Source organism: Leptospira johnsonii (assembly GCF_003112675.1).
GTDB classification, from domain to species: Bacteria; Spirochaetota; Leptospiria; order Leptospirales; family Leptospiraceae; genus Leptospira_B; species Leptospira_B johnsonii.
Genome location: NZ_BFAY01000011.1, coordinates 340832 through 367157 on the forward strand (window position 1 = coordinate 340832; position 26326 = coordinate 367157).

A 26326-nucleotide genomic window follows, 5' to 3' on the forward strand; every position below is an offset into this window, starting at 1 on the left:
TTCCACGCTCTCCCCGCAAAAATAAAAAACCCCGATGCTGTTTCCAACACCGGGGCCCACATATCCCATCTCTTCGGGGATTATATATATTATTTTTTCTTCTTCTTAGGAGCGGCTTTCTTAACCGCTTTTTTCGGAGCTGCAAGCTTCTTAACCAGTTTAGCTTTAGGAGCAGCTTCTTTTTTAGGAGCTTTTTCCTTTTTAGCCGGAGCAGGAGCTGCCGCTTTCTCTTTTTTAGTCTCGGAAATAGCTTCTCTCTTATCTTTGATCTCTTTGATAAGGGAGGAGCGATCCTTTCTGTTAGTGAGTTCTAAAATTCCTACTTCGGAATTGTCTGAAGCTCTATTGATCATTTTCAGGATCCTAGTGTATCCGCCGTTAGTGCTTGCATAACGAACTGCGATATCTTCGAAAAGTTTCGTAACGATATTACGGTCCTTTATTCTTTTTAGAACTTCACGTTTGTTGTGAAGTGCAACCGCAGGAGCGATATCAGTCGCTAGATTTCTTTTCGCTCTGGTGATGATCTTCTCTGCGTGAGAACGAACCACTTTCAGTTTTGCTTGAGTGGATTCGATTCTCTCGTATTTGAAAAGACTGGTGATCATGTTATTGATCAGAGCGTCTCTATGACCTTTCTCGCGGTTGAGATGTTTTACTTTATTTCTTTTGTTCATATTAGAAATCTCTCATTCCGAACGAAAGTCCCAAACCGGCAAGTTTGGACTTCAGCTCTGCGAGGCCTTGCTCGCTATAATGTTTAGATTTGGACATCTCTTCTTCGGATCTTTTTACTAGATCTCCAACGAAGTCGATTTCCAGACTACGAAGAACGTTCAAGGAACGTACAGAAAGTTCGAGTTCTTCTACGTGTTTGGAAAGGGAAGCTTTCAACTTCTCGTCCGCTTCGTCTAACTCGTCTTCTTCTTCCTCTAATTCTTCTTCGAAGTTGATGAATACCGTCAGGTGTTCCTTTAGGATTTTTGCCGCTTGAGCGACTGCATCCTCAGGAGAAATGGATCCGTCCGTCCAAACTTCCAGAGTCAGTTTTTCGTAATCGGATCTCTGAGCCACACGGGTCTCTGAAATCTCGAAAATTACTTTTTGAACTGGAGAGAAGATAGAGTCGATAGGGATAGTTCCAAGAACTTCGATATCCTTTTTCTTATCTTCTGCAGGAACGTATCCTCTTCCTCTTTGGATTTCCAGATCCAATACAAGGTTCGCATCTTCATTTAAAGTAGCGATATGTAGATCCGGGTTCATGATCTCGATGGAGGAATCCACAGCCAGGTCTCCAGCTCTGAAATATCCAGCACCTTTCAATTCCAAATGGATAACTTTGCTTTGGTCCTTGTCCTCAGGCTCGTATTTGATACGAACTTGTTTGAGGTTTAGGATGATACGAGTAACGTCTTCAGCGACTCCTTCGATATAAGAGAACTCGTGGTTCACTCCTTCGATACGAAGAGCGGAAATTGCCGCGCCCTCGATGGAAGACATGAGAGTTCTACGAAGAGAGTTTCCGATCGTGGTCGCAAAACCGCGCTCGAAAGGTTCCGCTACGAATTTTCCGTAGTTCGGAGTATTCGCTTCCGTAGTAAATTCGATCTTTTTGGGACGTTTAAATCCTTTGAGTAAACTTTTTAGAGACACTTGGAAACCCTTCCCAATAAATTACTTGGAGTACAACTCCACGATCACCTGTTCTTTCACTGGAATGTCGATATGATGACGTTCCGGTAAAGACAGAATTTCTCCCGAGAACTGAATGAAATCGGAAGACACCCAAGAAGGAATATTATTCAGAGACTGAGCCAGTTGGATATTCTGGGTAATAAAACCAGAAGTTCTGAATTTAGGTTTGATCTCGATCTTATCGCCTACTTTCAAACGGAAAGACGGAATATCAACTTTCTCGCCGTTCACCAGAATATGGTTATGAGCGATAAAGTTTCTCGCCTGACGTCTAGTCACTGCGAAACCTAAACGATATACAACGTTATCTAATCTTCTTTCTAAAAGTTGAAGAAGAATTTCACCGGTTACACCGTGAGCGTGAGACGCTTCTTCGTAAAGGCTACGGAACTGTTTTTCTAAAAGTCCGTAAGCTCTTTTCAACTTCTGTTTTTCACGAAGCTGAGAACCATACTCGGAAACTTTTGGTTTCCTTTTAGGTTGCATACCAGGAGGTCCCTTTTTGTGGAACTTATCTCTATTAAAAGTAAAACTGGATTTGAGGTAAAGGTTAACACCTTCTCTCCTCATTAGTTTAACGACAGGTCCTCTATATCTTGCCATATTATTCCTACCTTAAACCCTTCTTCTCTTACGGGGACGACAACCGTTATGCGGTAAAGGTGTAACGTCTTTGATCATTTTAATAGAAAGTCCTCTAGCGACTAAGGAACGGATCGCTGATTCACGTCCGATACCTGGACCGGAAACCAGAACATCTACTTCGGCTAAACCGGTAGAATCGATCGCCTTCTCGGCAGCATTCCCCGCTGCGATCTGAGCCGCATACGGAGTAGATTTTTTGGATCCACGGAAACCCATAGCACCAGCGGTAGACCATGCCAGAGTGTTTCCTGCCAAGTCGGTGATGGTGATGATGGTATTGTTAAAAGAAGCGGTGATATAGACCTTTCCGCGAGGAACGACCTTTTTCTCCTTCTTCTTAACCTTTTTCTCTTTTTTGCCTTTTTTATCTTCAGCCATGATTACTTAGTTACCTTCTTCTTATTGGCAACGGTCTTCTTCACACCCTTACGAGTACGGGCATTCGTTCTGGTTCTTTGACCACGAACAGGAAGACCTCTTCTGTGACGCAGGCCTCTATAACATCCGATATCCATCAATCTTTTGATATTGAGTTGATTTTCGGAACGAAGATCACCTTCTACCTTGATACTTTCTTCGATCGCTTTCCTGAGAGCAGCCTCTTGAGTGTCGGTTAGATCCTTCACTCTGATTGCCTCGTCTACTCCTGCCTTAGCGAGAAGTTTGCGAGAAGTGGATCGGCCGATTCCGTAAATATACGTCAGACCAACAACGATTCTTTTTTCTCTTGGAAGATCGATACCTGCGATACGAGCCATGATTATGCTTGCCTTTGCTTGTGTTTAGGGTTGGTGCAAATCACTCTGATCACACCTTTTCTTCTGATAACTTTGCAGCTAGTGCAGATTTTTTTTACGGAAGTTCTTACTTTCATAACGTGTTCCTATTTTTTGCGGTAGGTAATTCTACCCTTGGTCAAATCGTAAGGAGAAAGTTCCACGGTGACTTTGTCGCCTGGAAGGATCCTGATATAATGCATTCTCATTTTGCCGGATATATGAGCCAAGACTTTATGACCATTTTCCAGCTCTACGCGGAACATAGCGTTTGGGAGAGGTTCCAAAACGGTACCGTCCACGGTGATTGCATCTTCTTTCGCCAAGTTAAGCTAACTCCTTCTCGATGAGTTTTGTGACTGTATCCAAGTTACCTACTCCGTTTACACGAGAGAGATTTCCTTTTGCAGCATAGTAGTCCAATAACGGAAGAGTCTTCTTGTTATAAGTTTCCAATCGACTCTTGATCGTTGTTTCGTTGTCGTCGGAGCGACCTTCAATTTCCGCACGTTTTAATAAACGTTGTAGAAGTTCGTCATCCGGAACTTCTAAATTGATCGCTCTCTTGATCCTTAAACCTTCTGAGTTTAGGATCTTATCTAAAGCATCCGCTTGCTCTACGGTTCTTGGAAATCCATCCAATAAGAATCCATTTTTGCAATCAGGCTCTACGAGACGATCTTTGATAATACCAATAACTACTGAATCCGGAACTAGATCTCCGGCATCCATGTATCTCTTTGCTTCTAATCCCATTTGGGTTCCGTTCTTAACGGCAGCTCTCAGAATATCTCCTGTAGAGATCTGAGGGATTCCCAAAGTATCACAAAGGATCTTTGCTTGGGTACCTTTACCTGCACCCGGAGGGCCCATGAAAATGATAGAATTCATTTTCTTATGACCTTCCCTTGATCTTAGTTTTTTTCAAGAAACCGTCGTAGTTTCTCATCAGCAATTGGGACTCTAATTGTTTCAGAGTTTCCAGAGCCACCCCTACCATGATCAGTAGAGAAGTTCCTCCGAAGGTGTAAACCAAGGATCCACCACCGGAGTTCGTTCCTAAATTCAAGAAGCGAATAATGATATAAGGAGCTAATGCAAGTCCTGCTAAGAAAACTGCGCCAGGAAGAGTGATCCTATTTAGGACCTTCTCAATATATTCCTTAGTATGAGAACCTGGGCGAATACCAGGAATGAATCCGTTATACTTACGAAGATTCTCCGCAAGTTCTCCCGGATTGAATTGGATAGCAGTATAGAAATATGCAAAGAATACGATCAACGCGATATACACGAAGAAGTAGAATGCAGCGTGATACCAAGTCTGAGAGAATGGGTTCAGATAATCCAATAATAAAACCCAGCCCGCCCAGTTAGGAAGCTCGGAGATCTGTTGGATAATCGTTTGCGGAAAAAGTAATAAAGAAGAAGCGAATATGATCGGCATTACGCTCGCGCCATTCACTTTGAAAGGAATGCTTTGAGATTTAGCCTGGACCATTTTTCTTCCCACCATTTGTTTTCCGTACTGCAAAGGAACCTTACGGACACCTTGGGTGAGCAGAACAGTTAATGCGATGAGTAGAATGAATAAAAGAAGAAGGATGATAATGTTCAGTCCGTCTACGAAGTTCTCGCGGAACAACTGAGCTACGGAAACAGGAAGACGTCCTACAATACCTGCGAAGATCAAAAGAGAAATCCCGTTACCGATCCCTCTCTCTGTGATTTGCTCTCCGAGCCAGATCAAAAGAACTGTTCCGGTGGTGATGGATAATAACGCTATAAAGAAGAACCAAGATTCAACGGAAGAATGGATCAGACCTGGGTGAAGAGCAGGCGCATTGTCCGCTCCATAAGACCAACGTTGAGCCAAACGGATCACTGCCAAAGACTGAACTCCGCAAAGCAGAATAGTCCCGTATTTAGTGTATTGGCTAATCTTCTTGCGACCTTCATCTCCTTCTTTTTGGAGTTTTTGTAAAGAAGGAACAAGAACCATCACTAACTGCATAATGATGGAAGAAGAAATATAAGGCATGATCCCTAACGCAAAAATGGAGAAGTTCAGAAGAGCTCCTCCCGCGAACATATCGAACATTCCTACAAGTCCTTCGGCTGCGTTTGCATCCAAAGCGATTGCAGAAACTACTTTAGGATCGATACCAGGAATAGTAATATGAGTTCCGAGACGGAAGAGTAAGAGCATGCCAAGAGTAAAGAAAACCTTGTTTCTCAACTCTGGAATTTTGAAGATATTTGCGATCGAAGTCAGCATATTGCTTTGTTCTCTTTCCTTATTTCCTGGTCATTACCCTTTCGGGCAAAAGGGACCCAAGGTTTCCCCGAGTCCCTTCTTAAACATTAAAGATTCGTTTCAGCCAAACCGTCAAACAGACGCTGAAATTAAGCTTCTTTAGAAGCCAATTCGGAACGAAGTTTTACGGAACCGCCTGCTTTCTCTATCTTTGCCTTAGCAGAAGCAGAAAAACCATCCGCTACTATATGAACGGCTTTCGTAATCTCACCGGTTCCCAAAATCTTGAAAAGAGTGCTCTCATTATCAAGAATCTTCGATTCAACCATAATTTTGGCATCTATGCTGCCGGTCAACCCGCTTTTCTCTATATCTCTGAGGTTGATTGGGAAGAAATCCTTATGAAATATGGAAGTAAACCCGCGCTTAGGGAGTCTTCTGTGGATAGGCATCTGCCCACCTTCGAATCCTCTACGAACAGTATTACGAGCGTACTGTCCTTTAGAACCACGTCCTCCCGTTTTACCGGTTTTGGAACCGATACCACGACCTAAACGTTTTTTATTCTTAGTAGAACCTGCTGGAACTGGAATAGTGTTTCCAGCCGGCTTGTCTCCCTTTTCAGTACGTTCTTTTCCGAACGCCAAGGCAGCCTTAATTCTTTCTTTACTCATTTCTCTTACCTAATTACGCCTTTTCGACTCGGACCAGGTGTTGAACGTCATTGATCATTCCTTTCACCTGCGGAGTTAGAGTATGTTTCCTTTGTTGTCCGGTTTTACGGAGTCCCAAAGCGGCCAGAGTTAGCTTCTGACCTTTCTTAATCCCGATATTACTTTTGATCTGAGTAACGATTACGGTTTCCATGTTTATTATCCTACGTCGTTTCCGAAAAGACGAGCCAGGGTGATCCCTCTTTTACGAGCTGCCAATACCGGAGTCTCCAATTGTTGAAGAGCGTCCAGAGTCGCCTTTACGATGTTTACTGGATTCGAAGAACCCCAGGATTTGCTGAGAATATCTTGGATCCCAACTTTCTCCACTACGGAACGAACGGATCCTCCGGCGATGATTCCAGTTCCCGCAGTAGACGGTTTCAGGATCACTCTTGCCGATTTGAATTTTCCGATCACTTCGTGAGGAATGGTATGTCCTCTGAATTGGATTTTAACCAAATTCTTCTTAGCGGACTCGATAGATTTACGGATCGCATCCGGAACCTCGTTCGCTTTACCGAATCCGATCCCAACTTTACCTTTTGCATCTCCAACTACCGTCAGAGCGTTGAAGGAGAAACGACGTCCCCCTTTAACAACCTTTGCAACGCGATCGATCTTTACGACCTTCTCGTTAAACTCTTTCTGTTCTTGATCTTGTTCGTATGCCATTATTAGAACTCCAAACCTGCGGTTCTAGCCGCATCCGCGAAAGCCGCGATTCTTCCGTGATAGATCATTCCGGAACGATCCAGCATGACTATCTTCAGACCTTTAGAAGCAGCTCTCTCTCCGATTGCTTTTCCCAAAGCCTTTGCTGCCTCTACATCTTTGCGGCTTTTTCCAGCAAATGTAGCCTCCAGTGTGGAAGCTGCAACCAAGGTAGTACCTTGAGCGTCATCCACGATCTGGCAGGAAAGATAACGATTGGATTTATTGAATACCAATCTAGGGCGAGAGCTGGATTGTCTCAGTTTAAATCTGGAACGCTCTGCTCTTCTGCGTTTGGCTGCGATTTTTTTCAGTTTATTAATCATGGCCTTACTTCTTACCGGTTTTTCCGGCCTTTCTCTTAATAAATTCGTCGTTGTACTTGATCCCTTTACCTTTGTAAGGCTCAGGAGGTCTCTTAGAACGGATATCTGCCGCAACTTGTCCGACTAGTTGTTTGTCGATCCCAGTAATTTTGATCTTCACTTGTTCAATGACTTCGATCTTAATTCCTTTTGGAGCCTTGTAAACAACCTCGTGGGAATATCCAAGGTTCATCACCAGATCTTCACCGCGCTTAGCAGCACGATAACCAACCCCTGTGATCTCCAGGTTTTTTTCCCAACCAGCGGTCACACCCTTCACGCTATTCATAAGAAGAGCGCGGGTCAATCCATGAAGTGCTACTACATTTTGCTCTTCGCTGGATCTTTCTAATTTCACGGTTCCACCCTCGCTTTTCAGAGAGATTCCCGCAAAAATAGGAGTTTGTAACTCGCCTAAAGGACCTTTCACTTTAATTACGGTGCTGTCCTGTTTTACTTCCACTTTATCAGGAAGTTTGATTTCTGCTTTTCCAATCCTGGACATAGGTCTTTATAAGTTTTCCCTAAACTATTCTTAAGATAGTTTACAGATCACCTCTCCTCCTACGCGTAATTTCCGGGCTTTCTTCCCAGTCATAATTCCTTTGGAAGTAGAAAGAATCATAGTTCCCATATTGTTTTTATACGGGCGAATCTCTTCGCTTTTCATATAAACCCTACGACCAGGCTTAGATACGCGAACTAACTCGCGGATCACAGGCTTTTTCGTAAGATCGTATTTCAAAGCAACTTTGAAATCTTCGAAACTTCCGTTAGTCACCGGCTCATAGCCGTTGATAAATCCTTCTTCTTTCAGTAGTTCCAGGATAGAACGTTTGATCTTGCTTCCTGGAATTACACAACTTTCATGTTTCGCACGACCAGCGTTACGAATGCGGGTCAGCATATCACCGATTGGATCAGATAAACTCATTATAATTAATCCTCCTCCCTTACCAAGATGCCTTAACTACTCCCGGGATTTGAGCTTGGCTAGCAAGCTTCCGGAAGCAAATTCTGCACATGTCGAATCTTCTTAGGTAACCGCGAGGGCGTCCGCAAAGTGGGCAACGGTTGTGAACCCGTACTTTGAATTTCTTTTTTTTCTTATGTCTTTCGATTAAAGAGGTCTTAGCCATGATTACGGGCTCCTTATCTCAGGTTCCGGAACGGCATACCGAAAGCAGCGAGAAGGCTATAAGCTTCTGCGTCCACCTTGGTGTTCGTTACGAAGGTCAGGTTCATCCCGTAGAGAGTGTTGATCTTATCTACTTTGATCTCCGGGAAAATGATTTGTTCTTTGATGCTGAAGTTATAGTTTCCACGTCCGTCGAAACCTTTTTCAGAAACTCCCTTAAAGTCACGTACCCTTGGTAGAGCCACGTTCACCAAACGATCCAGAAACTCATACATATAGTTCCCACGTAAGGTAACTGTGGTACCGAGACTCATACCCTCACGGAGTTTGAATCCCGCGATGGATTTTTTTGCCTTGGTCTTAACCGGGCGTTGTCCGGTAATCAATGCGAGCTCTTCTACAGCTGCTTCCAATGCTTTAGGGTTGGTATGAGCCTCGCCCATTCCCACGTTCAGAACGATTTTTTCCAAACGAGGAACTTGCATGATGGACTTGAAGTTATATTGTTTCTGTAGAGCGGGAACGATTTCTTTCCCGTATTTATCTCTCAATCTAGCTGCTGCCATGACTTAGATCTCTTTCCCGTCCGGCTTAGAAACACGGACTTTTTTACCTTTATTCTCTTGGTAGCCCAGACGAACTCCCTTCTTCTTCTTGGAATCGTAGAACATTACGTTGGAAATATGCATTGGAGCTTCCACTTCTACGATGCCACCTTGAGGGTTTTCTTGGGTAGGTCTTAAGAAACGTTTACGTTTGTTCAGTCCTTCTACTACTACACGATCCCTTTTCTTATCGATAACTAGGATCTTGCCTCTTTTACCTTTCTCTTTTCCTGCGATGACTACTACTTCGTCATCTTTGTGCAGGCGAATGGACTTGAATTTTGTATATTCGGATCCCCGATACGTCAGCTTAGACATTATAAAACCTCCGGCGCTAGGGAGATGATCTTAGCGTATTTTTTATCGCGAAGTTCGCGAGCTACTGGCCCGAAAATACGGGTCCCTTTCGGGTTTCCTTTGTCGTCGATAATTGCGACTGCGTTATCGTCGAAACGAATATAAGAACCATCCGGACGACGGATCTCTTTTTTAGTTCTAACGACTACTGCGCGTTGGACGGCCTTGTTATGGACCTTCTTCCCCGTGGAATCCTTCAAACCATAAGCTGGCTGTGCGTCTTTAACGGCGACGATGATCTCGTCTCCTACGGAGGCGTAACGTTTCTTAGAGCCTCCTAAGACTTTAATACACATAACTCTTTTGATTCCGGAGTTATCGGCGACTTGGAGGATGGTTTCCTGTTGGATCATCTTACTTTGCCTTTTCTACGATCTTAAATAAACGGTGACGCTTTTCACGGGATAGAGGTCTGGTTTCAATCGCCAGAATTCTATCTCCTACTTGGCATTCATTTTTTTCGTCATGAACCTTCATTTTAATGGTTCTACGAACGATCTTCTTAAACTTAGGGTGAGTCTTACGAGCTTCTACAAGCATCACCAGGGTTTTATCCATAGCGGTGCTCACGACTTTACCTTCGCTCAGAAGTGATTTTTTTATTTGCTTCTTTGCAGTTTCCATAATCAGTTCGTTCCTTTAGCTGTCTTCTTTGCAGAAGCATTCGATTTTGCTAAAGCTTGTGTCTTACGAGTCGCTCTTGTATAACGTCTGGCTTTAGTAGAACCAGGCTTTGCAGCTAACTCTCTGTTCCTTTGGATGGTCAGAAGGCGCGCGATCTTTTTCTTCGCGTTAGTGATCACCTTCGGGTTCTCCAGAGAACGAGCCACTCCATATTGGAAACGAGCCGTACGAATGATCTTACGAGCGTCTTCCAATTGTGCTAAAATTTCTGCGTCTTTCAATTCTGCGAGTTTGATCTTTTTCACAGCGTAGACCTCTTCACAAATTCAGTTTGGACAGGCAGTTTATAAGCAGCTAAATCCAAAGCTTTTTTAGCGGTAGCTTCATCGATACCGCTCATTTCAAATAAAACTCTACCTGGTCTGATCTCTGCGATCCAGAATTCAGGGTTACCTTTACCTTTACCCATACGAGTTTCCGCTGGTTTTTTAGTAATAGGTAGATGAGGGAAAATCCTAATCCAAAGTTTCCCGCCTCTTTTTACCTGACGGTTAATAGTGATCCTTGCAGCTTCGATCTGTCTTGCAGTCAAACGTCCGGAAGTAACGGCTTTCAGACCGAACTCTCCGAAGGACACTTTGGAACCACGCTCGTCGTTTCCTTTCAAGCGGCCCCTTTGTCTTTTTCTGAACTTAACTCTTTTAGGTGATAACATCGTTTTTTACCTTTGGATCATCAAAGACGATCAGTTGGTCCTTCTCTTAACGGCGTATTTATCTTCTTCGGACTCTTCTTTACTGTTGATGAAGTCCCCGGTATAAGTCCAAACCTTCACTCCGATTTGTCCGAAAGTAGTGCTGGCTTCACGGAATCCTAGATCGATTTTCGCTCTAAGTGTATGAAGAGGAATTCTTCCTTCACGATAACCTTCGCGACGAGCCATGTCCGCTCCATTCAAACGTCCGGAAATAAGGATCTTAATTCCTTCTACTCCACCTCTCATCGCACGACGAAGTTCTTGTTTCATCACGCGACGGAACGGCTGACGCTCTTGGATTTGGATCGCAATAGACTCAGCGATACATTGTGCGATCGTTTCCGGTTTTTTGACCTCGATGATGTTGAGGTTCAAAGGTTTTTCGGTCATAGTCTTAAGGACTTTTTTAACGGCTTCGATATTCGCTCCGTTTTTTCCGATTACCACACCTGGCTTAGCAGTATGAAGGTTTACGTTGATCTTCTCAGGAAAACGCTCCACTACAACTTTTACAACGCCTGCTTCTTTGAAACGGCCTTGGATAAATCTACGAATTCTAATATCTTCGTGCAGGTTCTTTCTGTAGTCCTGCTGAGAGAACCAGATGGAATCCCATCCGCGGGTAATTCCGATACGAAGTCCGATTGGGTTAACTTTCTGTCCCATGATTTCCCCTATTAATCCGAGATTACCACTGTAACGTGGCTGGTTCTCTTACGGATCCTTGCTGCTCTACCGCGAGCGCGAGGACGGAAGCGTTTTAGGATTGGGCCTTCGTCCACTAGGATCTTTTTAATGAACATCTTACCTGGATCAGCGTTATCACTTTTCACGACTGCGTTTGCAGAAGCGGATTTGATAAGTTTGAAGATAGGCTCGATAGCTCTCTTGTTTGTATATTTCAGAATATCCAGAGCTTCCGCAACTTCGTAGCCTCGGATCTCATCCGCAACAAGACGAAGTTTACGAGGGGACATTCTGACAAATCTTGCGATTGCTACGGCTTCCATTATTTCTTAGCCGCCTTTTTATCGGTGTTTCCATGACCACGATAAGTACGAGTAGGAGCGAATTCTCCTAACTTGTGTCCTACCATGTTATCATTGATGAAAACAGGGATAAATTTGTTTCCGTTATGAACCATGATTGTGTGACCGATCATGTCCGGGAAAATCGTACTTCTACGAGACCAGGTTTTAAACGGTTTCTTTTGGTTTTCAGAGTTCAGCTTGATCACCTTGCTCATGAGGTGACTGTCGATGAACGGACCTTTTTTAGAAGATCTCATGATGATTACCTGCTCCTATTTCCCTTTCTCTTCTGGATAATGAACTTGTCAGATGGTTTAGCCCTACGACGAGTTTTGTATCCTTTGGTTGGAATACCCCAAGGAGTCACTGGGTGACGTCCTCCGGAAGTACGTCCTTCTCCACCACCATGTGGGTGATCAACCGGGTTCATTACGACCCCTCTGACCTTAGGACGTTTTCCCAACCATCTGTTTCTACCGGCTTTACCGATGGAAACAAGGTTATGATCTCTATTGCTGCAAACTCCTACAGTTGCGTAGCAGTTCTCGTGAACCTTACGAACCTCGGAACTTGGAAGTTTCAGAAGGATGTATTCTCCATCTCTACCTGCAATAGTAGCGAAGGAACCTGCAGTTCTTGCGATCTGCCCGCCTCTTCCGATCTTCAATTCCACGTTATGCACGTTAGTGCCTGGAGGGATTTTTCCGAGTGGAAGTGCGTTTCCGATCTTAATCTCTACGCCTTCTCCGGAAGAAACTTTATCTCCAACTTTCAATCCTTCTGCGTTCAGGATGTACGCGTATTCTCCGTCAGAATAGCTGACAAGAGAGATGAAAGCAGAACGATATGGATCGTATTCTACTGTTTTTACAGTAGCTGGAATCCCGGTTTTACGACGTTTGAAGTCGATGATACGATATTTGCGTTTTACTCTTCCGCCTTTTCTGCGAACCGCAATTTTACCGCCTTCTCCGCGACCTGCTTTATAATTTAAGCTGATCGTTAAAGGGCGATACGGTTCAGACTCGGTGATTTCCTCAAAGGTTAATACCGATTTAAAACGGCTGGCGGAAGTAACGGGTTTAAACTTTTTAATTCCCATTTCTTATGCTTCCTTTCCGAAGTCGATGCTCGCTCCGTCTTGGAAAGTCACGATTGCTTTTTTCCAATGAGCTTTTGGAGCGGGTAGATGACGGAATCTTTTTACTTTTCCGCGATACACTTGAATGTTTACTGCAGAAGGTACTACGTTGTAAATTTTGCGGAATGCTTCCTTCACCAGAGTTTTGTTCGCTCTAGGATGGATTTCCACGGTGTATTTTACGGTTCTTTTACCGGCTTTTTCACCGATAGTCTCCAGATCCTGGGACTTTTCGGTGATGATCGGAGATAAGATCACTTCGTTAAGATTCATTTTCCTTCTCCGTAATGTTTGAGAATTTCTCCCAAAGCAGCTTCGGTGATCACAAGATTTCTATTATATAGAATGTCTCGAACCGCGATACGTTTGGAGTTTATGTATTTCACAGTAGGGATATTGCGAACTGACTTTTTAAGGAAGTCGTTCTCTCCACCTACTACGAATCCAATCACTCCGGTATTCTTTAATCCGATATTGCTGAATAAGGTAGCGAATGCTTTAGTGCTGAATTCTTTAGGATCCAGATCTTCTACTACTTTAATGACCGCGTCTTGAGCCTTCTTATTCAAAACGGAAAGAACCGCTCTGCGTTTCACTTTTGGAGAAACGTTATAAGAATAATCTCTTTTGCGAGGTCCGTGAACAGTACCACCGCCCACCCACTGAGGAGCACGGATAGAACCTTGACGAGCTCTACCAGTTCCCTTTTGGGACCAAGGCTTTTTACCACCCCCGGAAACTTCCGAGCGGGTTTTGGTATGATGATTCCCGGAACGGAGGTTAGCATTCTCCGCTTTGATGGCGTCGTAAATCGCGCCACTGCTATATTTGGATTCGAACAACGCTGCAGGAAGTTCGATTTCCGAGAGCAGTTTTCCTTCTTTTGAGTACTTCTGTGCTTTCATGACTAACCGCGGTCTTTATATCTTCTCAATAGTGATGATGGAGTTTGCAGGTCCCGGAACGGATCCGCTTACAAAAACCAAATTTTCTGCTTCGTGAATACGAACCACTTTCAGGTTCAATACAGTTTTTGTATCAAAACCCATACGGCCCGGTAATTTACGACCTTTGAATACTCTTCCTGGAGTGGTGTTGGATCCCATGGATCCTGGGTGTCTATGAAAACGAGAACCGTGAGCGCCTGGTCCACCATGGTGTCCGTATCTTTTGATAACACCTTGGAAACCTTTACCTTTGCTTGTTCCTGTAACTTTTACAGTATCTGAAACCGCAAACACGTCTTGTGCTTTTATCTCAGCTCCGGCAGCTGGCTCTTCGCCAAAATTCCGGAATTCCTTCAACACTCTCTTAGGAGTTAGTCCAGCTTTTGCCAAATGCTTTATCTCGCTTTTGGTCAGGTGTTTTTCTTTATCATCCTGATAAGCTAATTGAATCGCGTCGTAACCGTCCGTAGCTGCGGACTTGACTTGGGAAACTGCGCAGGGACCTACCTCTAAGACGGTTACAGGAATAATGTTTCCTTGCTCGTCGAAGATTTGGGACATCCCTATCTTTTTACCGATTAATCCCTTTGCCATTTCTTCTTCCCTTAGGATTTAATATCCACTGAAACACCTGCAGGGAGTTGTAGCTTCATTAAAGCTTCAACTGTGTCTTCGTTGGTGTCCAGAATGTCGATGAGCCTTTTGTGAGTTTTCATCTCAAACTGCTCTCTTGATTTTTTATTTACGTGTGGAGAACGGAGGACTGTGTATATTTCCTTCTTCGTTGGAAGAGGAATCGGACCGGAGACAGTAGCTCCGGTCCTTTTGGCAGTCGCAACGATCTCGTAAGTTGATTGGTCGATCAACTTATGATCGAAAGCTTTAAGCTTTACTCTGATCTTTTGGCCAGCCATTCCCTTTCTCTTACTCGGTGATCTCAGCCACTACGCCAGAACCGATAGTCTTTCCACCTTCGCGAATCGCGAATTTAAGACCTTTGTCCATAGCGATCGGGTGAATCAACTCGATGCTCATCGTAACGTTGTCACCAGGCATTACCATTTCCATACCGTTAGGCAGGTTACAAACGCCAGTGATGTCGGTAGTTCTGAAATAGAACTGTGGACGGTAGTTATTGAAGAATGGAGTGTGACGTCCACCTTCGTCCTTAGTAAGAACGTAAACTTCCGCGTTGAATTTTTTGTGAGGAGTGATTGATCCTGGCTTAGCAAGAACCTGTCCTCTCTCGATGTCTTCTTTTTTGGTTCCACGAAGAAGAGCGCCGATATTGTCTCCAGCTTCTGCGGAATCTAAAAGTTTACGGAACATTTCGATACCGGTAACAACGGTTTTAGTAGTAGGACGAATACCAACGATTTCAACTTCGTCGTTGATTTTCAAAGTTCCTTGTTCTACTCTTCCGGTTGCAACAGTTCCACGACCAGTGATAGAGAATACGTCCTCTACTGGCATTAGGAAAGGTTTGTCAACGATACGCTTAGGATTTGGAACGTAAGTGTCCAGAGCTTCCATTAGCTTAACGATAGCTTGAGTTCCTAATTCAGACTCATCGCCCTCAAGAGCTTTAAGTGCAGAACCGTGAACGATAGGGGTATCGTCGCCTGGGAAGCTGTATTTGTTAAGAAGGTCGCGAACGTCCATCTCAACCATTTGGATCATCTCTTCGCGTTCGTCCGCAGCAAGCATGTCCGCTTTGTTGATGAATACGATGATGTAAGGAACACCAACCTGACGAGCGAGCAGGATATGCTCTTTCGTTTGAGGCATTGGTCCATCAGTTGCAGAAACAACTAGGATCGCAGCGTCCATCTGAGCAGCACCGGTGATCATGTTTTTAACATAGTCAGCGTGACCTGGGCAGTCTACGTGTGCATAGTGACGGTTCGCAGTCTCATACTCTTGGTGAGAAGTTGCGATGGTGATCCCACGAGCCTTTTCTTCAGGCGCGTTATCAATTTGGTCGTAAGCTACGGCTTTGTTTTTTCCACCCAATACTTTTGCAAGCGTAGTGGTGATTGCTGCCGTTAGCGTGGTTTTTCCATGGTCAACGTGTCCAATAGTACCAACGTTTAAGTGTGGTTTGGACCTGTCGAATTTCTCCTTAGCCATAGCGTTTTTAACTCCTTACTTTATTAACAAATCTGAATTCAGACTTGTTTGTTAAAACAATACAGAATGGTTATCAAAGTCGAAAAGGGTGTCCAAAGATAGGACGCCCCTTCCCTGTGCCATATTTCTAAGGACACCGCTAAAGCCAAGCAAGTTTTGCGTAGAAGCGCTTGCCTGGATCAAATGACGCCCTTCGGTCAACTCAGTGACCTTACGAATCTTCGCGTCCCTCTTGGCCAAACTGGCCAATATGTCTCCGAGATATTGATTCGGTGTAAGAATCTCTATCTCGGAAAGGGGACCAATGAAATCCGAATGATCCGGAATTATGTCCTTTAAACCTTTGATGACAGCTACTTTAATCAGGGAAGAAAGATCGAAAGACTTTGTCTCACTTGGAGACTCGTAACCCTCGACGATCATTTGTAGACCGAGAACTTCTTCTCCATCTATTCCCCGGGCGGTGACTTCCGTAAACGCGGATGAAATCGCCTCTTTGATCGGATCAGCTAGCTGAACATTAAACCGCACTCCCTTAGAAAAGTTGTGAGAACTTTCCAAGGACGCGAGCACCTGTCCGCTCGAGATTTTTTGATCGAACGCGGTATGCTGAAATGCGACCTTTTGAACCAAATTTTTCCATAGAGCAAATCTTGCAACCTTGATTCCGCTCGTTTGAAAGCTTTTCGAAAAAGACTCTCTCAAACGAGAGAGAGAGATCTCTAAATGCAACTCTCCAGTGCCTGATAAGCGAAATTGCCCGGTCTCGGAGAGGATATCTACACTCACCGCTTCATCCAGCCAGGCCAGATCTTGGAGACGATCCCAAAGTTCCTGTCGATCTTCTTCTTTTTCCGGCTCTATCAAGATCTGAAATTGTTTTCTGATGGGAGCGAGTAGTGTTTTGGTCGCGCCATCTGCATTATGTCTCGCAAGAATTTCTCCGGGAGTCCAGTTAAGAAGAGAGGTTGTTGCGAGAAGTTCTCCGATTTCTCCTTTGGAAACTTCTTCATAGTCTCTTGCGGAAATCTGATATAAGTTCTCTATCTTGTGTTTTGTTTCTCCATGTAGGAAGAAGTCCCCAACCCTGATGGATGCGAGTGTTTGGAAATGAAGAAGTTTCCCAAGTTCGGGATGAATCTCTCTTTTGAAAGCAATCCCAGCAAGATCTTTAGAAGAAGGTGGAGCAGGCTTTCCATGAGCAAGGACTTCCAAGAATGCAAGCAGCTCCTTTACTCCAAGGCCTTGGAGAGCGGAACCTCCGAGCACCGGAAAAATTTTCCCTCCCCAGAATCCTTTTACTAAACCTTGGAGGGCAAGCTTGGGGAGAAGTTTATGATCCTTAAGATATTCTTCGGAAAGGCCGTGATCCCATTCAATGAGCGGTAGGAGCTCCGACTCCTGACCTTCTCCCTTTAACACAGGAATACTTCCGTCTTCTTTAAAAAGGAGGATGGGCTCCTTTCCTAAGGCGACTTCCAGATCCACCAAAGGGGAAAGTATATCCGCTCCGGGACGATCCAGTTTATTTAGAAAAAATAATATTGGTTTTCCTGATTTTCGAAGGGCCTCCACATTTTGGAAGGTCTGGGATTTTAGTCCTTCGAACGAATCTATGAGAACCAGGCCAAAATCGGAAACGAGAAGGGAGGCATTTGCTTGGGATTGAAAATCCAAATGCCCAGGATTGTCCACGAACTGCAAAATGACCCTAGGCTTTTCAGGATCAGGGTAAGGGATCCTGGCCACAGTCGACTGGATAGAAATTCCTCTTTCTATCTCTTCAGGAAGATAGTCCGACTCTGTGGTACCTTCTTCTATTCTACCCGGCGCGGAAATTTTGCCGGTCTCGAATAAGATCCTCTCTAAGAGTGTGGTTTTGCCCGCATCAATATGCGCGAATATTCCTGGATTTAAGAATGGTACTGACATGGTCTCCGGCCGCTGGTCGAAACACCATTCGCCCGTTTGTGTAAGACTAAGTCAATATTATCCGCGGAGTTGGATCTTCTTGGTCCTACAGATCTCTGCGTAACGAAGCGCGCTCAACCTAGGTTTTCTTTTCATTGTAGTGTAATCTACTTCTACCAAGCCGAAGCGAGGTCCATAACCGTCATTCCATTCTAAGTTATCCAGAAAGGACCAATGATAATAACGTTCTACTTTCACACCTTCGTCCAAAAGAAGTTTGATCTGGTAGAGATGATCCACGATATATTTTTCTCTCTTCTCGTCTTTCTCGTCCGGAATTCCATTCTCTGTGATATAGATCGGAAGTTTGTATTTGTCCCAGGCGCGATGACAAACCTTGTGGAGTCCCTCAGGATAAATTTCCCAGCCCAGGTCATTTTTCTCTGAATCCGAAATATTAGGATCCACCAATGGTGTAGCGAATAGATTTCCTGGATTATAACTCGCCTTGAATAGATGGCGTGAATAATAATTGATCCCAATAAAATCGCAGAAGATCCCCCTTCCTTCCGGATATCCGAAGCCCAAAGGGAAACAAAGTTTACCCTCTACAAAACCTTTCATATGGATCTCGTGAAATAGATAATCGCTTAGAAAACGACCGAGTTTAGCAAGCGGATGAGAATTAAAAGGTTCGAATATAGCAAGATGATGTGCGAAACCTACTTTTGTTTCTCCTGCGAAACCGAGATCCTTGCGGATCTTATGAATGAGTTTATAAGATTTCAAATGAGAGATCACTAGACGTTTAGTGACTTTCATATAAGCTGCTATATCACCGTGACTTCCCGGAGGATATTTTCCATCCATATAGCTATCGTTTGCGAATACATTTGGCTCATTGATGGTGCACCATTCTGAAACGAGGTCCCCAAAACTTTTTGTAGAGAAGTCCACAAATCGAATAAAGTCCTCGACCGCATTGTCGGAGAGCCATCCTCCTTTTTCTTGGAACCATTGAGGGCAAGAAAAATGATGAAGAGTGACAAGAGGTTTGATTCCAGCTTTTATCAGTCTTTGAAATTCATCTCTATAATGTTCTACAGCTTCCTTAGACCATTCTCCTTGTTTTGGCTCTATTCTACTCCACTCAATACTCATTCTATAACATTCTTGGTGAAGTTGAGAAAGGAGTTCTATATCTTCTACATATCTTCGATAATGATCCGCTCCGGTAATGGAAGATTCTCCATTACCCACTTTTCCGATCAGAGACCAAGCATACCAATTATTGTAAATGTCTCCTCCTTCTATCTGAGTTGCAGCGGTTGCGGAACCCAATAAAAATTCTTTAGGAAGTTCGAAACTTTTAGACATGTAAATTCTCCTTTTTTTCTCCAGGACCTTCTTTCGTTTCTAAAGCAAGGACCAATAGATCTATTTGTGTTTGTACAAGTTCCATACCGTTCACTCCGAATTCTCTAGGGATCAAAGTTTCTCTTAGAGCGACTCTCTGACCGAGGCCCCAAAGAACTGTCGTAATTGTAGGAACTATAATTGCTTTGGAAGAAGGGATACTGAGACTTCTGTCCACTTCTCCCCTTTCTAAAATTTGTGTGATGAGTTTTTCTGTGATTTGGAACTCTGCGAATAAGGACTCTTCGGAAGAAGCATCCAATTGAAAAGTGCTACGTTCTCTGAATACAAAGTCGAACTCTGCGGTAAAACGAAGCAAAGGTTTATTGGTTTCCAAATACTTAGCTAAAGTTTTGAGAAAGGAGATAAGTTCCTCTCTTCCGGAAAGGCTTAAACTTCTAAGCTGCTGAAATGTTTGGAGCTGGAAATCATTCCAAGGAGAGAGAAGTTTTCTAAGAACTGCAATACTGAGCGCTTCTTTCGTATCGAAATAACGATATAGATTTCGCCTGGTGCAAGATGCCTTGGTGGCAATGTCTTCCATGGAAACTTCTATGAGCCCTTTGGTCAGAAATAGGGATTCTGCGGCTTCTAAGACAAGTTCTCGTGTCTGCTCCCTTGTGCCCACATTCCCCTCTTTGAAAAATGTCACATATTGTGACATTTTTCAAAAAATGGACCGGAAACAAAGAATCGTCAAGTCTTGTTTTCTCTAAAATCAGGAAAGAAGAAGGGCCATTTTTAATAGCTGGAATTTATATTACAAATAGCAAGTATCGGGTTTCGAGTTTTATCTTTCTTACCTATACTTTGGAAACATGAAAGGGCAACAAAACACCGACTTCGATAGGATTGCAGATGCGATCTTCTATCTTCGTAAAAATTTCAAAACTCAACCGAGCCTGGAAGATGTAGCAGGCAAACTCAAACTTAGTCCTCATCATTTCCAGAGAATGTTTACCGACTGGGCAGGAGTAAGTCCGAAGAAGTTTTTGCAATATACCACTCTGGAATATGCAAAAGGTTTATTGAAGGAGACTGGATCTTCTTTATTGGACACAGCCTTGGACTCGGGACTTTCCGGAACAGGAAGACTACACGATCTATTTATCAATATAGAAGGAATGACTCCTGGAGAATACAAGAATGGAGGAAAGGACCTTTCGATTAACTATAGTTATGCGGAATGTCCTTTCGGAAATTTGCTAGTGGCATCTACTCCAAAAGGAATTTGTTATATTTCGTTTTTTGAAAACGAGAAGAAGGTATTCCAGGAATTAAAAGCCATCTTTCCGAACGCGACTTATAATCAAACGGTAGATATGATCCAACAAAACGCCTTATTCATATTCACTCATGATTGGAGTCAATTAGGTAAGATCAAATTACATCTGAAAGGTACAGACTTCCAACTCAAGGTCTGGGAAACTCTTTTGAAAATTCCAATGGGAAAACTTTCTACCTATGGACAGATAGGAGAACAAATGGGAAACCCTAAGGCGACCAGAGCCATAGGCACTGCGATCGGAAATAATCCAGTGGCATTTCTAATTCCCTGTCATAGAATAATCCGTTCTTCTGGAGAATTCGGAGAATATCATTGGGGAGATTCACGCAAAGTGGCAATGATCGGCTGGGAGGCTGCTAAGACGGATTTGGTCAATAGGAACGATCTATGAATTTGTTCAGAGAGGAAACGGATCGAAATCTTTTACCTTACGAAGGGATCGTACAATATTTCGGTCCCGTTCTTTCCAGATCTTCTGCAAATGATTATTTGGAAACACTTCTGAAAAATATTCCCTGGAAAAACGACGAGGCGATTATTTTCGGGAAACATATTATCACAAAAAGAATGGTGGCTTGGTATGGAGATGCGGATTACCAATATACATATTCTAATACCACTAAAAAGGCGCTCTCTTGGACAAAAGAACTTTCCGAGCTTAGGGATTTAGCGGAAAAAATCACTGGGACAAAATTTAACTCCTGCTTACTCAATTTATACAATAATGGAGAAGAAGGAATGGCTTGGCATAGCGACGACGAAAAGGCCTTAGGCAAAAATTCCACAATCGCTTCTCTATCCTTGGGAGCAGAAAGAAAATTCTACTTCAAACATAAGTCCACGAAAGAACAGATTTCCTTAATATTAGAACATGGAAGTTTATTAGTTATGAAGGGAGAAACCCAAGAACGTTGGTTGCACAGTCTGCCTAAAACCAAATCTGTCAAACACCCAAGAATCAATCTGACTTTTAGAACAATGCTCTATTAAGACAAAGGTTCCAGAAACTTTCGAGCCAAACAAGCCGCGGCATAGTATGCCGGAGAAGGATTGAATTCATATTCTTTCAAACATACTTCCGTAAATTTGATAGCATGCTCGTCTCCATGTTCTATCGCCTTATGAATCATTTCTTCTCTGGATTCATTTTCTAATCTTTCTGGCAGCGCCAGATTTACCTTTTTACCGAATGCAGAAAATAATGCCGCTCCGGACTGCCAGGAATATCTTAAGACGGACTTTTTTTCGTGCTCATTCAGAAAAGGTAATATACTTCGGAGAGCAGAAACACTCGTGACAGAATGGATAAAAACGATCGCGGAGAGATTATCTTTCACATTATTCAGGACTACTCTGGAAAATACTTCCGATAAGCCTGAGATGATCTCTTCCGGCTCGTCGGAAACATTCAGATATCCGATCACAGGAGAAAAATTTTCATAGTCTCCGAGCCCTTGCAGGGAAGAAACAATTGTGCCCGAAAAGTTTTTGGATTCTTCCGGAACAAAGTCCACCTTTTGTATAGCGTCTTCCGGCTGTAAACCTAGTAAAGAATCGAAAGAAGTAGGCAATTCCAAATAAGAAGACGCCCAAACCGCTAATCCGGAAGCAAGCTCCCTTTTCCTAAGTTTTGATTCCTTTCTAGCTAAACTTCTGACCGCATGCCCGGTGCGGATCACTCCATGAGTAGCATCTGCACAAATTCCCGGAGCAAGTTTGACCGCCCATTCAGTGATCTTTTTTTGCCAGGGGCCTTCTTCCAACTCTGCATTAAAAAAAATTTCCCACTCAGGATACGTACCCGGAACTCCTAAGAAGTCTTTCCAATCGCCGCTATAAATTTTACTCCTAGGCTTCTTTTTTTCTAAGAATTGGTTCCCATATCTTTTCAGCCAAGGGAAGATATTCTCTTCTTTTCCCATAGTGACCAACGCTTCACAGGCCATTGGAGCATGATTGCTTAGTCCGTTTTTTAGATCCGGACCAAAAGGTTCTAAGTATTCTAAAACTTTTTCCATGGTGTCCTCATCTTCCATATAACCTAGCAGCCTCCATTTTTAAGAACCATTATATTAAAATAACAGAATGCTCTCGAAACCTCTTAGTATCTTGAATTGTATCCCATCTTGGGAAGTTTTTTGTATTATAAATTCCATCGCTGTTTTCACATCGTCTCCCAGACTTAAATTCGGTTCTAAGGGCTCACTCAACGGTTTGAAAAAATTATCCCAATGCACAGGGATCACCATCTTGGGAGAAGTTTTGGTCACGGTTTCTTCGTAATATTTGGCCTTAAATCCTTCTTCTTGTTTGCCGAGCATCGCGATCCCTAAGAAGAGAACATCCGCCTTCAAACCGTCCCAAGCATTCTCTATATAATTCGTACTTCCTTTGATCAAGATGGAATGTTTCCCATGTTCTACCAAAAAGTCGTAAGTCCCACCTTCTATATAATCCTCTGCCTTTGCGGGCTGAGACAATGCTTCAGTTAAATCAGGTCTATTCGGATCTGCGGCATTCGTTTTTCCTAAAATTTTAAAAGGAGGAGTATGCTTTGAATTTAGCACGGTGATCTTAAACTTACCTATCTGGATCTTTTTACCCGGTTGGAATAAAGCCAACTGCTCTTCAGGCAATCCTCCTCCTTTTCCAATCTGCATTGTTGAAAGTGAACCGTACAGCTTTGCGCCTGTCTCCTTAGCGATAAAAGGAGAATCCATAGAATGATCATAATGAGAATGACATACGAAGATCCCTTTTAAACGTTTAATACCAGCAAGTAGCATAACGTATTTAATTTCCTGTTCGTCCGAGGAAATTTTGGAGAACATCGTATTAAAAAGAGAAGGCCTCGAAAAGAAACCATCCGTCAATATTTGAGTTTCTCCGTCATCCAATAGAATGGAGCTAGTTCCCAAGAATACTGCCCTTACCTTTCCCTTTGGGATCTCGGAAGTAAGATCCTTAGGATCATTGCCTATAAAATGATCCTTATAGTCCTGGATATTTGCGGAAGAAGTCAGACAGTTCTGCAATAATACGACCGCAGTCAAAAGATTAAAAAAAATGGACCTGGAACCTCTTTGATTCATACTACCTACCGAAAATAACTTTCATAAAGTTATATACACTTTAAACTTCTGCCAAGTAGAAATTCCTAATGATACCAAAGTTCTTTAAGACCGGAAAGGAGTTCCGCACCTGGCTTTCCAAAAATCATAAAAAAGAATCCGAACTTCTTTTAGGCTTTTATAAAACAAAATCCTCTAAAAAAGGAATCCCTTATGGAGAAGCGATTGACCAAGCGTTATGTTTCGGTTGGATCGATGGGGTCCGAAAGAATATAGACGAGGAAAGTTATTCTGCCCGTTTTACTCCCCGAAAGATTGGAAGTATTTGGAGTAGGGTTAATATAAAACGCATCCAAGAGTTGATCGTAGAAGGTTTGGTCCAAGAATCCGGCCTTCAGGCCTTCCATTCCGAAAAGAAAAAAACCGCTCAATATTCTTTCGAGCAAGAGAAGATAGAGTTGCCTTCCGTTTATAAAAAGAAATTCCAGAAAAATACAAAGTCCTGGGAGTTCTTTACTGGCCAGGCTCCTTCTTACCAGCGAACTGCCATTTGGTGGGTGATCAGTCCCAAAAGGGAAGAAACCAGACTCAAACGATTGGACATCCTCATCTCAGACTCACAATCCCAAAAGAGGATAGATGCACTCAATTGGAAGAAGAAACCAAATAGCTAAATTTCTAAAATCACTTTAATTTAGGATCCTGTCCGGGCAGAGTAAAATAAAAGGTGGCACCTTCTCCTTCTTTAGATTCCGCCCATACATTCCCTCCATGGCGAGAAACGATCCTTTTTACTATGGCAAGTCCCACTCCAGTCCCTTCGAAATCCGAATTGGAATGTAATCTTTGAAAGACTCCGAAAAGTTTATGGTAGTATTGCATATTAAAACCTGCACCATTATCTTTAATATAAAAAACGGTTCCTTCCTGAGATTCCATTGAACCGATCTGGATGGTAGGTGATCCGATTTTTTTAGTATATTTGATGGCATTCGAGATCAGATTCACCCAAAGTTGACGCACCGCAGGTTGGTCCGCTCTTACATTAGGAATATCTTGTATTTCAAAGTGGATTTCTCTCCCCGACTCTAAGTTTATCAATTCTTTATATACAGTCATAGCCAATTCTTTCATGGAAATTTCTTTTTCGCCGAGTTCCGTTCTTCCCAGCCTGGAAAATTCCAGAAGATCATCCACCAACTGTCCCATCTGCTTGGCATTCTCTATAATTTTGCCGATGATCCTTTTTCCTTCATCATCAAAATTCACTCCATAATCTTCCATTAAGATCTGAGTGAAACCGCTGATTCCTCGGATTGGTGCCCTTAAATCGTGAGAGATGGAATAAGAGAAAGATTCCAATTCCTTATTAGCCAAAACTAATTGTTCCGTGCGGACCTTTACTCTTTCTTCTAACTCATTATTCAATAAGCGGATCTCATTTTCTGCTTCCTTACTTGCTGTAATATCTTGGTGGACCACAATCACCTCTAAGATGTTCCCCGCAGTGTTTTTGACAGGATAGAGTACCATTTGTAGCCAGCGATTTCTTCCGGAGCTTCCGATTAACTTGGGATCGTAGGAAAAAGGTTCTGAGATTGCAGGTTCTCCACCGAAGGCCTTTTCCACGAACGGAAGAAATCCTGCCTCCTTTATCTGGGGATCTTTTAATATATTATAATCTACTAATACATCCCTTCTGGTATTCCACATTTCTTCCCAGGCAAAGTTCGTCCCCGTGCAAACTCCTTCCGGATTGTAAGTCAATACTGGATAAGGAAATTGTTCTATAATTGTCCTAAACCGATTCTCACTCTTAAAAAGATCCATGGTCTTAGAATTGACCAACTGCTCCAATTCATGGTTCAACTCTGATAGTTTCCTCTCCGCTTCTGTTCTTGCTGTATCTGATTTTTCTAATTGACTAGCTACGAACCAGACCAAGATAAAAAAAGTAAGGATGATCCCTGTCATCAAGAACCCTACTCCAAGTTCTAAACTGACAGGATTCAACTTGTTCAGATAAATACGGATATAACCGAATATAACAGGAATAATGATCAAGAATGGAATTAAGAGCCTAGCTAAAATCCCTCCCGAACTTTTACTCGTAAACACCTTCATAAATCCGGAATGTCCGTTGATCAATAGAAGGGAGAAGGAGCAGAGAATAAAACTAATAGCAGTATGGATTGCCATAGGAATGAAGGAAAGAATTCCGTAAAATTCCTGGACCTGATACACATAGCCGATCACAGAAAAAAGTCCGATCAAAAGGACCAAAATACATAAATAATTGGAGATAGAACTTAAAACTTCCTTCCTAAAGGAACTTAAGAAAACAGCGGATCCAAGCACCGCAAAATCGAAAGCAGTATTAGGAGCCATTCTGTTTGGAAAACCGTTTACAACAACAGCCGAGATCTTGTCCGGAAAAAGGATCTCATCCATTCCCAGATCGAATCCGCTTAAGACGGAGTATAATCTGGAAAGACCTAGAGAGATGACGAATAACGCAATCGAACGAATGATATTGCGGGAAGTCTTAGAATCAGGTTGATTTAGATTGAGATAAAATGCAAATCCCAAAAGAATAAAAGAAAGCGCGGACATCGGGTTCATTGCAACCATAGAAATCCTAGGTCGTTTCAGGATCTCTATATCCAATACCCAGCCGAGTAAGACCGAAACTCCGATCAAAGAGGGAATAAAAATTAATACGTTATGCTTGCTTTTCAAGAG

40 protein-coding genes are annotated in these 26326 nt (G+C 43.0%); 3 read left to right on the top strand and 37 right to left on the bottom strand.

Annotated elements, in window-relative coordinates; all coding sequences use genetic code 11:
* Positions 1-89: 89 nt before the first annotated feature.
* The 34 genes from rplQ to LPTSP_RS10560 all read right to left on the bottom strand — a co-directional run bounded on the left by rplQ (position 90) and on the right by LPTSP_RS10560 (position 19889).
* A complete protein-coding gene (gene rplQ, locus LPTSP_RS10395) occupies positions 90-677 on the bottom strand; it encodes a 50S ribosomal protein L17 (RefSeq protein ID WP_108928718.1) in 588 nt (195 codons plus the stop codon).
* 1 nt (position 678) lies between these two features.
* Entirely contained in the window at positions 679-1656 is a 978-nt protein-coding gene (locus LPTSP_RS10400) for a DNA-directed RNA polymerase subunit alpha (RefSeq protein WP_008593478.1), read from the bottom strand.
* Positions 1657-1677: 21 nt separating this feature from the next.
* Positions 1678-2301, bottom strand: coding sequence for a 30S ribosomal protein S4 (gene rpsD / locus LPTSP_RS10405; RefSeq protein WP_008595182.1), 624 nt, complete (start codon positions 2299-2301; stop codon positions 1678-1680).
* 12 nt (positions 2302-2313) lie between these two features.
* The gene (gene rpsK, locus LPTSP_RS10410) at positions 2314-2721 is read right to left on the bottom strand and encodes a 30S ribosomal protein S11 (protein ID WP_016547062.1); all 408 of its coding nucleotides are present in this window, start codon (positions 2719-2721) and stop codon (positions 2314-2316) included.
* 2 nt (positions 2722-2723) lie between these two features.
* Positions 2724-3101, bottom strand: coding sequence for a 30S ribosomal protein S13 (gene rpsM / locus LPTSP_RS10415; protein ID WP_100769642.1), 378 nt, complete (start codon positions 3099-3101; stop codon positions 2724-2726).
* Positions 3102-3103: 2 nt separating this feature from the next.
* Entirely contained in the window at positions 3104-3217 is a 114-nt protein-coding gene (rpmJ, locus tag LPTSP_RS10420; RefSeq protein ID WP_008594142.1) for a 50S ribosomal protein L36, read from the bottom strand.
* A 9-nt stretch (positions 3218-3226) separates the two neighbouring features.
* Positions 3227-3445: a translation initiation factor IF-1 gene (infA, locus tag LPTSP_RS10425; RefSeq protein ID WP_008595303.1), complete on the bottom strand. Its 219-nt coding sequence runs from the start codon at positions 3443-3445 to the stop codon at positions 3227-3229.
* Position 3446: 1 nt separating this feature from the next.
* Positions 3447-4010, bottom strand: a complete 564-nt coding sequence (locus tag LPTSP_RS10430) for an adenylate kinase (protein ID WP_108928719.1) — start codon at positions 4008-4010, stop codon at positions 3447-3449.
* Between the two features lie 4 nt (positions 4011-4014).
* Entirely contained in the window at positions 4015-5397 is a 1383-nt protein-coding gene (gene secY, locus LPTSP_RS10435) for a preprotein translocase subunit SecY (protein WP_108928720.1), read from the bottom strand.
* Positions 5398-5525: 128 nt separating this feature from the next.
* Complete coding sequence (gene rplO, locus LPTSP_RS10440) at positions 5526-6050, bottom strand: 50S ribosomal protein L15 (protein WP_108928721.1); 525 nt, start codon at positions 6048-6050, stop codon at positions 5526-5528.
* A 13-nt stretch (positions 6051-6063) separates the two neighbouring features.
* Positions 6064-6243 (bottom strand): 50S ribosomal protein L30, encoded by a 180-nt coding sequence (gene rpmD, locus LPTSP_RS10445; RefSeq protein ID WP_008594182.1) that lies wholly within the window; start codon positions 6241-6243, stop codon positions 6064-6066.
* Between the two features lie 5 nt (positions 6244-6248).
* On the bottom strand, positions 6249-6764 hold the full coding sequence (gene rpsE, locus LPTSP_RS10450) for a 30S ribosomal protein S5 (protein WP_020770439.1): 516 nt from the start codon (positions 6762-6764) through the stop codon (positions 6249-6251).
* A gap of 2 nt (positions 6765-6766) precedes the next feature.
* Positions 6767-7129: a 50S ribosomal protein L18 gene (rplR, locus tag LPTSP_RS10455; RefSeq protein ID WP_100769640.1), complete on the bottom strand. Its 363-nt coding sequence runs from the start codon at positions 7127-7129 to the stop codon at positions 6767-6769.
* 4 nt (positions 7130-7133) lie between these two features.
* Entirely contained in the window at positions 7134-7673 is a 540-nt protein-coding gene (rplF, locus tag LPTSP_RS10460; RefSeq protein ID WP_108928722.1) for a 50S ribosomal protein L6, read from the bottom strand.
* A 30-nt stretch (positions 7674-7703) separates the two neighbouring features.
* The gene (rpsH, locus tag LPTSP_RS10465; RefSeq protein ID WP_100769638.1) at positions 7704-8102 is read right to left on the bottom strand and encodes a 30S ribosomal protein S8; all 399 of its coding nucleotides are present in this window, start codon (positions 8100-8102) and stop codon (positions 7704-7706) included.
* Between the two features lie 19 nt (positions 8103-8121).
* The gene (locus LPTSP_RS10470) at positions 8122-8307 is read right to left on the bottom strand and encodes a type Z 30S ribosomal protein S14 (RefSeq protein WP_010513640.1); all 186 of its coding nucleotides are present in this window, start codon (positions 8305-8307) and stop codon (positions 8122-8124) included.
* A 13-nt stretch (positions 8308-8320) separates the two neighbouring features.
* On the bottom strand, positions 8321-8872 hold the full coding sequence (rplE, locus tag LPTSP_RS10475) for a 50S ribosomal protein L5 (RefSeq protein ID WP_008594895.1): 552 nt from the start codon (positions 8870-8872) through the stop codon (positions 8321-8323).
* A gap of 3 nt (positions 8873-8875) precedes the next feature.
* On the bottom strand, positions 8876-9229 hold the full coding sequence (rplX, locus tag LPTSP_RS10480; RefSeq protein ID WP_108928723.1) for a 50S ribosomal protein L24: 354 nt from the start codon (positions 9227-9229) through the stop codon (positions 8876-8878).
* Entirely contained in the window at positions 9229-9621 is a 393-nt protein-coding gene (gene rplN / locus LPTSP_RS10485; RefSeq protein ID WP_008596038.1) for a 50S ribosomal protein L14, read from the bottom strand. Before rplN ends, rplX begins: the two co-directional genes overlap by 1 nt.
* Position 9622: 1 nt before the next feature.
* Entirely contained in the window at positions 9623-9892 is a 270-nt protein-coding gene (rpsQ, locus tag LPTSP_RS10490) for a 30S ribosomal protein S17 (protein ID WP_108928724.1), read from the bottom strand.
* Positions 9893-9894: 2 nt separating this feature from the next.
* Entirely contained in the window at positions 9895-10197 is a 303-nt protein-coding gene (gene rpmC, locus LPTSP_RS10495) for a 50S ribosomal protein L29 (protein ID WP_108928725.1), read from the bottom strand.
* Entirely contained in the window at positions 10194-10607 is a 414-nt protein-coding gene (rplP, locus tag LPTSP_RS10500) for a 50S ribosomal protein L16 (RefSeq protein WP_008593851.1), read from the bottom strand. Before rplP ends, rpmC begins: the two co-directional genes overlap by 4 nt.
* A 30-nt stretch (positions 10608-10637) precedes the next feature.
* Positions 10638-11315 (bottom strand): 30S ribosomal protein S3, encoded by a 678-nt coding sequence (gene rpsC / locus LPTSP_RS10505; RefSeq protein ID WP_108928726.1) that lies wholly within the window; start codon positions 11313-11315, stop codon positions 10638-10640.
* Between the two features lie 11 nt (positions 11316-11326).
* Positions 11327-11659, bottom strand: a complete 333-nt coding sequence (gene rplV / locus LPTSP_RS10510) for a 50S ribosomal protein L22 (protein WP_008593579.1) — start codon at positions 11657-11659, stop codon at positions 11327-11329.
* Complete coding sequence (rpsS, locus tag LPTSP_RS10515; RefSeq protein WP_024863921.1) at positions 11659-11940, bottom strand: 30S ribosomal protein S19; 282 nt, start codon at positions 11938-11940, stop codon at positions 11659-11661. The genes rplV and rpsS overlap by 1 nt, the downstream gene beginning before the upstream one ends.
* A gap of 2 nt (positions 11941-11942) precedes the next feature.
* Positions 11943-12782, bottom strand: a complete 840-nt coding sequence (rplB, locus tag LPTSP_RS10520; RefSeq protein ID WP_108928727.1) for a 50S ribosomal protein L2 — start codon at positions 12780-12782, stop codon at positions 11943-11945.
* A gap of 3 nt (positions 12783-12785) precedes the next feature.
* The gene (locus LPTSP_RS10525) at positions 12786-13094 is read right to left on the bottom strand and encodes a 50S ribosomal protein L23 (RefSeq protein ID WP_020770424.1); all 309 of its coding nucleotides are present in this window, start codon (positions 13092-13094) and stop codon (positions 12786-12788) included.
* Positions 13091-13726, bottom strand: coding sequence for a 50S ribosomal protein L4 (rplD, locus tag LPTSP_RS10530; protein ID WP_108928728.1), 636 nt, complete (start codon positions 13724-13726; stop codon positions 13091-13093). The genes LPTSP_RS10525 and rplD overlap by 4 nt, the downstream gene beginning before the upstream one ends.
* Before the next feature lie 15 nt (positions 13727-13741).
* Complete coding sequence (gene rplC, locus LPTSP_RS10535; protein ID WP_108928729.1) at positions 13742-14362, bottom strand: 50S ribosomal protein L3; 621 nt, start codon at positions 14360-14362, stop codon at positions 13742-13744.
* A gap of 11 nt (positions 14363-14373) precedes the next feature.
* Positions 14374-14682 carry a 30S ribosomal protein S10 gene (gene rpsJ, locus LPTSP_RS10540; RefSeq protein WP_008593919.1) on the bottom strand — a complete coding sequence of 103 codons (309 nt, stop codon included), beginning with the start codon at positions 14680-14682 and terminating at the stop codon, positions 14374-14376.
* A gap of 10 nt (positions 14683-14692) precedes the next feature.
* Entirely contained in the window at positions 14693-15898 is a 1206-nt protein-coding gene (gene tuf, locus LPTSP_RS10545) for an elongation factor Tu (protein ID WP_108928730.1), read from the bottom strand.
* Positions 15899-15949: 51 nt separating this feature from the next.
* Positions 15950-17830, bottom strand: a complete 1881-nt coding sequence (locus LPTSP_RS10550) for an elongation factor G-like protein (protein ID WP_108928731.1) — start codon at positions 17828-17830, stop codon at positions 15950-15952.
* Positions 17831-17887: 57 nt separating this feature from the next.
* A complete protein-coding gene (locus tag LPTSP_RS10555; RefSeq protein WP_108928732.1) occupies positions 17888-19186 on the bottom strand; it encodes a glycoside hydrolase family 1 protein in 1299 nt (432 codons plus the stop codon).
* Positions 19179-19889 (bottom strand): TetR/AcrR family transcriptional regulator, encoded by a 711-nt coding sequence (locus LPTSP_RS10560; protein ID WP_245915548.1) that lies wholly within the window; start codon positions 19887-19889, stop codon positions 19179-19181. The genes LPTSP_RS10555 and LPTSP_RS10560 overlap by 8 nt, the downstream gene beginning before the upstream one ends.
* A gap of 154 nt (positions 19890-20043) precedes the next feature.
* Here LPTSP_RS10560 and LPTSP_RS10565 point away from each other — a divergent pair, with 154 nt between their 5' ends.
* Both LPTSP_RS10565 and LPTSP_RS10570 read left to right on the top strand, forming a co-directional pair.
* Entirely contained in the window at positions 20044-20904 is an 861-nt protein-coding gene (locus LPTSP_RS10565) for a methylated-DNA--[protein]-cysteine S-methyltransferase (RefSeq protein WP_108928733.1), read from the top strand.
* Positions 20901-21503 carry an alpha-ketoglutarate-dependent dioxygenase AlkB family protein gene (locus tag LPTSP_RS10570; protein WP_108928734.1) on the top strand — a complete coding sequence of 201 codons (603 nt, stop codon included), beginning with the start codon at positions 20901-20903 and terminating at the stop codon, positions 21501-21503. Before LPTSP_RS10565 ends, LPTSP_RS10570 begins: the two co-directional genes overlap by 4 nt.
* On the opposite strand, the gene LPTSP_RS10575 is transcribed toward LPTSP_RS10570, so the two are convergent.
* Together LPTSP_RS10575 and LPTSP_RS10580 are read right to left on the bottom strand one after the other, a co-directional pair.
* Positions 21500-22549, bottom strand: a complete 1050-nt coding sequence (locus tag LPTSP_RS10575) for a questin oxidase family protein (RefSeq protein ID WP_108928735.1) — start codon at positions 22547-22549, stop codon at positions 21500-21502. The genes LPTSP_RS10570 and LPTSP_RS10575 overlap by 4 nt on opposite strands.
* A 36-nt stretch (positions 22550-22585) precedes the next feature.
* Complete coding sequence (locus LPTSP_RS10580) at positions 22586-23605, bottom strand: MBL fold metallo-hydrolase (RefSeq protein WP_108928736.1); 1020 nt, start codon at positions 23603-23605, stop codon at positions 22586-22588.
* Positions 23606-23673: 68 nt separating this feature from the next.
* Between LPTSP_RS10580 and LPTSP_RS10585 the strand changes: the two genes are divergently transcribed.
* A complete protein-coding gene (locus tag LPTSP_RS10585) occupies positions 23674-24258 on the top strand; it encodes a YdeI/OmpD-associated family protein (RefSeq protein ID WP_108928737.1) in 585 nt (194 codons plus the stop codon).
* 10 nt (positions 24259-24268) lie between these two features.
* On the opposite strand, the gene LPTSP_RS10590 is transcribed toward LPTSP_RS10585, so the two are convergent.
* Positions 24269-26323 carry a sensor histidine kinase gene (locus LPTSP_RS10590; protein ID WP_108928738.1) on the bottom strand — a complete coding sequence of 685 codons (2055 nt, stop codon included), beginning with the start codon at positions 26321-26323 and terminating at the stop codon, positions 24269-24271.
* Positions 26324-26326 lie beyond the last annotated feature (3 nt).